Genomic DNA, 9,056 nt, shown 5'->3' on the forward strand with positions numbered 1-9,056 from the left:
GCTCTAGTATCGAAGATACAATCAAGATTGACGTCGATAGCCCCGCAGTTTTTACCTATGCATCATTTCAAAATTCCGTTCCAATTCTCCGCTCAGTACGAATTAAAAACGGATCCAAGCGCAGTTTGGAACAGTGCCGGTTGGAATTGTCCTCCTCTCCGCCATTTGTTCGGCCAAGAACTTGGATGATTGATCAACTCAAATCGGGCGACATCCTTCCGCTCAGCGACCGCAAAATCGAGTTAGACGCGGGGTATCTGGCTGGCCTGAATGAGGCTGAGCGAGGCGAAATCACGTTTGTACTCTCCTCGGCAGGAGAGATCCTTGTGGAGAAGCGTGTCCAGGTGAGGCTCCTTGCTCGCGACGAGTGGGGCGGCGTCAGCGATATGGCACAACTCCTCCCCGCGTTTGTCATGCCGAACGACCCGGCCGTCGCCCGGTTATTGCGGACCGCAGCCGACCGGCTCGCGGCGCACGGCTATCCGAGCAGCCTCGACGGCTACCAATCGCAAAGCCCGCAGCGCGCCTATATGCTCACTGCGGCCGTCTATTCCGCGATCGCCAATATGGCGCTGCACTACGCGGAGCCACCGGCAAGTTTCGAGATGCGCGGGCAAAAGATCAGAAGGCCCACCGTCATCGCTGAGGATGGGCTCGCGACCTGCCTCGACACAACGCTCCTCTTTTCCGCCGCTCTGGAGGCCGCGGGCCTGCACCCTGTCATCCTGATGTTCGATGGGCATGCCGCGGTCGGCGTCTGGCTGGCGCAGAAAACCCTGCCCGGTATGATTGAGACGGATCCGATGGAGGTCCGGAAAGCGCTGGCGTCCCGCGAACTGATCGCCTTCGAGACCACGGGCGTGACGCATCGTCCTGCCATGACGATGGAAACGGCGGAGTGCCTCCTCGCACCCCGCCTCAGCGAGGAACAGGCCGGATCTTTCCGTGCCGCGATCGATGTCCGTCGTGCCCGCAGCGGAGGGATCACACCACTTGCGTCGCACGAACCCTCGCGGCGCGGCCTCACGCAAGCCGAGGGCGCTACCGTCGGCGATGTCACGGCTGAAGACCTTCCACTACCGGCCGAACCATCCTTCGCAGACCTGCCGGCCGAGGTCGTGGAGGTCAAGCCCGTCACGGCGAGCGGCCGCCTCGACCGGTGGCAGAAGAAGCTGCTCGACCTCACGCTTCGAAACCGGCAGCTCAACTTTCCCGATTCGGCGAAGACGATCCCGTTTCTCTGCACGGACGTCGCCCACATGGAGGATCGGCTCTCCATTGGAGCATCGCTGAAGATCATCTCGCTTCCCGAGCAGAACCCCATCGGGGAGCGCGATCCGACGCTTCACCGCGAAACCCATGGTAAGGATCTCTACGGAAGTTTCGCTGAAGACGCTTTGCGCCGGGACGAGCTCCCCTCGCTCCTGGACGGCAGACAACTCGAAACAAGGTTGACCGACCTCCATCGGCAGGTTCGCAACGATCTGGCCGAGGGCGGCGCCAACACCCTCTTCCTCGCCGTCGGCTTTCTCCGCTGGAAGAAGAAGCCCGAGGACCAGCGCAGCTATCGGGCTCCTCTCCTCCTGCTTCCCGTCAAGCTTGAACGGCGCAGTGCGAGTTCCCGCTTCAGCCTCCGCTTCCATGAGGATGAGCCGCGCTTCAATGCCACACTCGCCCAGTTCCTGGAGCGAGAGTTCGACCTGAAGCTCCCCTATGCGGGGGGAGAGCTGCCGATGGATAGTAAGGGCATCGACGTGCCGCGCCTCCTGGCGACGATGCGGCACGCCGTCCGCGACGTGCCCGGTATGGAGGTTCTGGACGAGGCCGCGCTCTCCACCTTCTCCTTCGCCAAGTTCCTCATGTGGAAGGATCTGGCGGAACGCTCGGAGGCCCTGCGCGGAAACCGCGTGGTGCGTCATCTGCTCGATACGCCCGAGCAGGCTTTCCACACGGCCCAGGGCGGCGGTTCGGCCTTTCGCGACGAACGGGAATTGGACCGCGTCTACGCGCCCTCGGAGATCATCAGCCTCCTTCCGGCCGATTCCTCGCAGACCGCCGCCAGCATGGCCGCCGCGGAAGGCCGCGACTTCGTCATCATCGGGCCGCCCGGCACAGGCAAGAGCCAGACCATCGCGAACATGATCGCCAATTGCCTGGCCACGGGAAAGACCGTGCTGTTCGTGGCTGAGAAGACCGCCGCGCTCGACGTCGTCTATCGCCGCCTGCGGGAACACGGGCTGGGCGACCACTGCATCGAGCTGCATTCTAACAAGGCCGACCGCCGCTATTTCCTGAAGCAATTGAAGAGCGCCTGGGAGCATGGCCAGGCCGACAACACCTCCGAATGGATCGCCGTCAACGAGCGCCTCCGGCTGCGGCGTGACGAGCTGAACGGTTATGTCGAGGCGCTGCACAGGCCATACCCCAATGGCTGGACGCCCTACCTCGCACTGGGGACCGCTCTCAAGGCGGAAGGCGAACCGGCTCCGGCCCTGAATTGGCCCGATGGGGACCGACACGACGCACAGACGCTGCGCGAACTCGAAGAACTGGCCAGCGAGCTTGGTCAGACTTTCGCCGCCGTCGAGCGTCGTCCGGTGCTGGACCTCGTCGACGCGAAGGAGTGGAGCGCCGGCTGGCAGGAGAGGCTGCTCGCGGCGGCGCAAACCCTCCGCAACGCCGCCGATCTGTTGACCGCCGCCATCCAGGCCTACGGCGCCAGCCTTGGCCTGACATCGCGGGAATTCGTGTCGCAAGCCGAGATCCAACCCCTGGTTCGTCTCGCCGCCGCACTCAAGCGCAGCCGCGGCCAAGACCTGTCCGTCGCCTTCGATCCGGACTTCGATCAATGCGCCGAGGCACTCGCCCGCTTCCGTCAATCTGTCCGGGACTATCGAGAAGCGGAGCAGCGCCTCTCGGCCGGATTTGCCGAGGCCACGATCCGCGACCTGGACATCCAGGGGCTGGAGTTGCAGTGGCGCCAGGCCACGGCGGCCTTCTGGCCCAACTCCGCCCTGGGCAAGCGCAGGCTCGCGAAGCTGTTGCAGGGCCTTGCGGGGCGGGGCCAGGTGGATGTGGAGCGCGACCTGCCGCTGCTGCGCGGCATGCAGGCGAACCTGCTGGCGCTCGACCGGAACCTGCTCGCGGCAAGGAAGCTCGCGACGGAAGGGTTGGCGAGCGATCTCGGCGCCGCAGAAGACATCCTCGATGCGGCGCGCGGGCTCCGCGACGCCCTGCATCTCCCGGAGCTGAACCGGGACGCAATGCTGCGGCTGCTGTGCGAGGGGCCGGAGAAGGATGCGCTGCTACTATCGGGCGAACGGGTGATCGCGGCGTCCAGCGGCTTCAGCGCGGCTCTCGGCGAATTCAACGAGGTCGCCGGACGGGACGCAGCGGCCGGAGAGTCCGGCTTCGCGGCCATCGGCGCGAAGGTCGGCACATTGCCCGAGGTCCGGCATCTGCTGCGGGACTGGGCGGCCTGGTGCCGGGTCCGGAGCCGTGCGGCCGCCCGGCATCTGGCCCCGCTGGTCGAACTCGTCGAGCGCGGGGAAATCCAGCCCGGCCAGGCCAGGGCGGCGATGCGTCTCGGCTATGCGCGCTGGTGGCTGCCCAAGGTGCTCGATAGCGATCCCGTCCTGCGTGACTTCCGGCGCTTCCAGCACGAAAATGCCATCGGCGACTTCCGCGAGATCGACGACCTCGTCCGCTCCCATGCCAGCAGGCGCGTGATCGCCGCGCTGGCGCACGGGCTGCCCTCGGTGCAGAGCGTGTCCCGCAATTCGGAACTCGGCCTGCTTCGCCACCAGATGGAGCTGCAGCGGCCCAGCCAATCGATCCGCGACATGATCGGCCGGATGCCGCAGAACTTCCCCAAGCTGGCGCCGTGCATGCTGATGTCGCCGCTCTCCATCGCGCAGTACCTGCCCCCCGATCAGGCGCTGTTCGACGTGGTGATCTTTGACGAAGCCTCGCAGATCACGACCTGGGATGCCGTGGGCGCGATCGCCCGCGCGCGCCAGACGATCATCGTGGGCGACCCCAAGCAGCTTCCGCCGACGAACTTCTTCGGACGCAATGAAGACGACGAGGAGGTCGCCGATCACGAGAAGGATCTGGAGAGCATCCTGGACGAGGCACGGGCGGCGGGCATCCCGGTGCGCGACCTGCGGTGGCACTACCGCAGCCAGAGTGAGTCTTTGATCGCCTTCTCCAATCATCACTACTATCAGAACCGGCTGGTGACCTTCCCTTCTCCGGCTGTCGAGGACCGCGCGGTGCGCCTGTGCAAGGTGCCGCACGGCATCTACGATCGGGGCAAGAGCCGGACAAACCGGATCGAGGCCGAGGCAGTCGCCGCCGAGGCAACCGCGCGCATGAAGCGCTGGCTGCGCCTGCCGGAGAAGGAGCGGCCCACCCTGGGCGTGATCACCTTCAACGCCCAGCAACAGTCGCTGATCCTTGATCTTCTCGACGCCGCGCGGCGGGAGGATCCCGAACTCGAATGGTTCTTCTCCGAGGACCGGGTCGAGGCCACCATCGTCAAAAACCTGGAGAATGTGCAGGGTGACGAGAGAGACGTGATCCTGTTCTCGATCACCTTCTGGAAGGACGCGGCCGGCAAGCTCGCGATGGATTTCGGGGCGCTGAACCGTGACGGCGGAGAAAGGCGGCTCAACGTCGCCGTCACGCGCGCGCGGCGGGAACTGATCATCTTCTCCGGCTTCACCGCAGACCATATCGACGTGAACCGTACCAAGGCCGTCGCGGTCCGGCATCTGAAGACCTTCCTGGACTTCGCGGAGCGTGGCGCCATCGCCTTGCCGGCCCAGGATATCGGATCGGTCGGGGGCTTCGATTCCGCCTTCGAGGAAGCCGTCTGCGGTCATCTCGAGCGGCGAGGCTGGTCCGTCGTGCCGCAGGTGGGGATATCGGGTTTCCGGATCGATCTCGGCATCCGCCATCCCGACCTGGCCGGAGCCTATCTCGCCGGCGTGGAATGCGATGGCGCCACCTATCACGGCTCAGCCACGGCGAGAGACCGCGACAAGGTCCGCGAGCAGGTATTGCGCGGGCTGGGGTGGAGCATCCTCCGCGTCTGGTCCACGGACTGGTGGTTCGATGCGAAAGGATGCGCCGACCGGCTGCATGCCAGCCTGGAGGAGCTGCTGGCAGAGAGCAGGGCGCGGTTATCCGCCCAGGACGAGAAGGACGAGGAGGAGGACAGCGACCAGGAGGAGGAAGGCACTGACGAAAACGACGAGGAGGATGACGAGCAGGGCGATGAGGACGAGCACGGCCCATCCGCTCATGACGAGTCCGTGGCACCCGCTGCTGTCGTCGAACCGGTTGCTGCGTTGATGGGTGCTGACGGTGCGCCGAAATGGTTCACGAGCGCGGAGAAAGCCCAAGGCCACCTCAACAGGAAAGGTCTCGACGGCTATCGAGTGATGGAGGTGACGCCGGGCCGGTTCGAGATGCACCGAGAGGAAGCCGACGCAGCCCTTAAGTCCGGAGCGGTGCGCATGGAGGAAGGCATCGCGCCTTCGTGGCGCGAGCGATCCACGCCCACGGCCGGCGGAACCCTCAGTTACGCCCCCATCGACCTCTCGCCCTTCCGACCGGATCCTGACCGCTTCTTCGAGCTCGGATACCGGGAGGTTCTGGGCCGCATGATTGCGGCGATCGTCGAGACCGAGAGCCCCTTGCGGACGGACACGCTCGCGCAGCGCATCTCCCGGGCCCATGGCTGGCAGCGGACGGGCGCGCGCATCCGCGAACAGATCGCGATGTTCCTGCACGACGTGGACAGGACCGCGGAATCGAGCGGGGAGTTCCTGTGGCGGAAGGGCGCCGTCGTCGAGATCCTGCCCTTTCGGCCGCCGGCCGACGAGGAAGCGCGCCGGCCGGTTTCGGAGATCCCGCTGGCCGAACTGGCGTCATTGGTGCTGGCCAATCCCGCGCTCCTGGCGGAGCAGGATCCTGCGCGAGATCTCGCGCGGCTCCTCGGTGTCGAAAGGCTCGCCGCCGTGTCACGCGCCCGGCTCGACGAAGCCATCGCGCGGGCGCGGCTCCATATCAATCCCGCTTAGACCCTCGGAGTGGCATGTTCCGTTTCCTCCATTCGAGCGACCTGCACCTCGGCAAGCGCTTCGGCAATTTCTCCGGCGACCTCCCCAGCCGGCTGCGGGAGGCGCGGCATGCGACGATCGCACGCCTCGGCCAGCAGGCGCGGGAGAACGGCGCCGACACCATCCTCATTGCCGGCGACACCTTCGACACCGAGACGCCGGCGCCGGATGTCCGCCGCCAGGCGCTGGCCGAAATGGCCCATCACAGCGCGGTCCGCTGGGTATTGCTGCCGGGCAACCACGATTCACTCCAGGCGAGCCAGCTCTGGGACCTGCTGGCCGCCGAAGCGCCGGCGAATGTCACTCTTGCCACCGAGCCCCGGCCCATCACGCTCGCGCCGGAGGTCGTCCTGCTGCCCGCGCCCTGCACGACGCGGCGCCCCGGGCGGGACCTGACGGATTGGATGACCGACGAGGCGACGCCCGAGGGCGCGATCCGCATCGGGCTCGCCCATGGCCCGATCCGGGACTTTTCCGAGGAAGGTGCGGCCACCGATGTCATCGCACCCGACCGCGCCCGGCGCGCGGGCCTTGCCTATCTGGCGCTCGGCGACTGGCACGGCGCCCTCGAGGTCGATCCGCACACCCGCTACTGCGGCTCGCCGGAGCCGGATCGCTTCAAGCATGACCAGCCGGGCCAAGCCCTGCTGATCGAGATCGCGGGCGCCTCGGCCCTGCCCGCGGCGACGCCGCTGCCCACGGCGAGCTTCGCCTGGCTCTCCCTGCCGCTGCATCTGCTGGACGGCGACGACCCCGTGGCAAGGCTGCAGACCCTGCTCCCGCCGGCGCGCGAACGGCGCCAGACGCTGGCCCGCATCCTGGCAACAGGCCGCAGCCGGATCTCCGGGCGGACGGCGCTCGATGCGGCCACGAGGCATGCGGCGCCGGATTTCGCCCATCTCGACCTGGATGAGACCGGGCTCGCGACGGAATGCGAGGTCGAGGATCTGGACCAGATCGACCAGGCAGGCGCGCTGCGCGAGGCGGCGAACGCGCTGCTCGCGGAAGCCAGGGACGACAGCCGCTCGGCGGCCGACCGCGACGTCGCGTGGAAGGCGCTCGCGCGGCTCTATTCCTTCGCGCAGGAGATCGCCCGATGAAGATCACCGCCTTGCGCCTGTTCAACGTCAAGCGCTTCGCCGGGCGCGGCGTCGCCATCGAGGGCATCGGCGACGGCGTCAACGTGCTGTGCGCGGCCAATGAATTCGGCAAGTCCACCAGCTTCGAGGCGCTGCACGCGCTGTTCTTCCAGCCCCATTCGGGCACGCCGGGCGATGTGCAGCGGCTGCGCCCCTACAGTGGGGGCAGCCCCCTGCTGGAAGCCGATATCGCGGTCGGCGATGCGTGCTACCGGATCACGAAGCAGTACTACGGAGGACGTTCGGCCCAGGTGAGCGATCTGGCGACCGGCCGGATGATCGCCCAGGCTGACGAGGCCGAGAGGTTCATCGCGGACCTGACCAAGGGCGGCGTCAATGGCCCCGGAGGGCTGCTCTGGGTGCGCCAGGGCATCACTGGTCTCGAGAAGCGTGGCAAGGCGGAGGAAGACGGCGAGAGGCAGGTCCGGCTCGGCCTGCTGGAATCGGTGCAGGGCGAGGTCGAGGCCGTCACCGGCGGCAGGCGCATGGGCGGCATCATGGCCGCCACGAACGACGCCCTGGGCGAACTCGTGACCGCGATGGGACGGCCGAAGGCCGGCGGGCGCTATGCCGCGGCGATTGAGGCGCGCGACCGACTCCGGGCGGATGAGCGCCGGCTCGCTGCCGAGGTCGCGCTGCTGCGCGAGGCGCTGACGGAGCGCGCATCGGCCGTGAGGCGCCTGGCCGAGATCGACCGCCCGGAGGACCGCGCCGAACGACGTAAGGCCATCGAGGCGGCCGAGGCGGCCTTCGAGGCGGCGAGGGCACAGCGCGAGGCCCTGAAGGCCGCGGAAGCCCAGTTGGCGCTCGTCCGGGAACGTCGCGACCGCGCCCTGCGCGAGGTCGAGGTGTTCGGCGAGGCACTCACGGCGGCGCGCGAGTTGCGGGAGAGGCAACGGGAGGCGGATCGGCGGCGTGGCGAGGCCGTGGCGAGGCGTGATGCGGCAGCGGCGTCCATTGACGCCGCCAGGAAGGAGGTGGCGGCCGCGGAAGCCGCCGAGCAGGCGGCGCGAGAACTGGTGGCCAAGTTCGATGTGGCCACGAAGGCGCGCGAGGCAGCCGAACGTCTGGACGAGCTGCGAAAGCTGCTGACCGAGGCGGAGACGGTCGAATCGGCGATCGGCAAGGCGAAGGCGAGGCTCGCGATCGAGAAGCTGCCGGCGAAGGCCATCGACGAGTTGGAGATGCTGGAGGTCGAGATCGCCAAGCAGCGCGCCATCGATGAAACCGCCCGTCCGACCGTCGCCATCGCCTATTCGCCCGAGGCCGGCCATCGAATCCTGATGGACGGGGCGCCGCTCGAAGCGGACGAGGCTCGGAGCTACGACGAGCTGGCGGTCCTGGCGATACCCGGCGTCGGCACCATGACGCTGCGGTCTCATCGCCCGGCGAAGCGCACCGATCGCCTCGGCGAGCTGGAAGGAAAGCGCTCGACGCTGCTCTCATCCATGGGGCTCGACAGCCTGGCGGCTGCGAAGAAGCGGCAACTCGACGGGCAGCGGCTGGAGGTGGAACTGAAGGGGCTGGGCGACCGGCTCGCCCTTCTCGCGCCCGAGGGGCTGGCGAAGCTGCGCGAGGGTGTCGCCCACCAGGAGGCCCACGCCACCGCCGAATCCATCGAGCTTGACGCCGATCCGGCGGCCGTTCGGGGCGCGCTGTCGGAGGCCGAGCAACGCCGCGATGCCGCCAGGCTGGCGCTCCGCGAGGCCGAACCACTGAAGGATGGCGCCGACGCGGCCTTCGTCAATGCTCAGACGGTATTGGCCGAGCTGAACGCCGCATGGGCGCA

3 protein-coding genes are annotated in these 9,056 nt (G+C 67.4%); all 3 read left to right on the plus strand.

What is annotated here, in order from left to right; translation table 11 throughout:
* The first annotated feature begins 185 nt into the window (after positions 1-185).
* Positions 186-6,089, plus strand: a complete 5,904-nt coding sequence (locus GXW78_RS18295; RefSeq protein WP_211870281.1) for a DUF3320 domain-containing protein — start codon at positions 186-188, stop codon at positions 6,087-6,089.
* A 14-nt stretch (positions 6,090-6,103) separates the two neighbouring features.
* A complete protein-coding gene (locus GXW78_RS18300; protein WP_211870282.1) occupies positions 6,104-7,228 on the plus strand; it encodes a metallophosphoesterase family protein in 1,125 nt (374 codons plus the stop codon).
* Positions 7,225-9,056 (plus strand): AAA family ATPase (locus tag GXW78_RS18305; protein WP_211870283.1); only part of this gene is annotated, 1,832 nt, incomplete at its 3' end. The genes GXW78_RS18300 and GXW78_RS18305, both read left to right, overlap by 4 nt.

This window comes from Neoroseomonas terrae, assembly GCF_018129025.1.
Taxonomy (GTDB): Bacteria; Pseudomonadota; Alphaproteobacteria; order Acetobacterales; family Acetobacteraceae; genus Neoroseomonas; species Neoroseomonas terrae.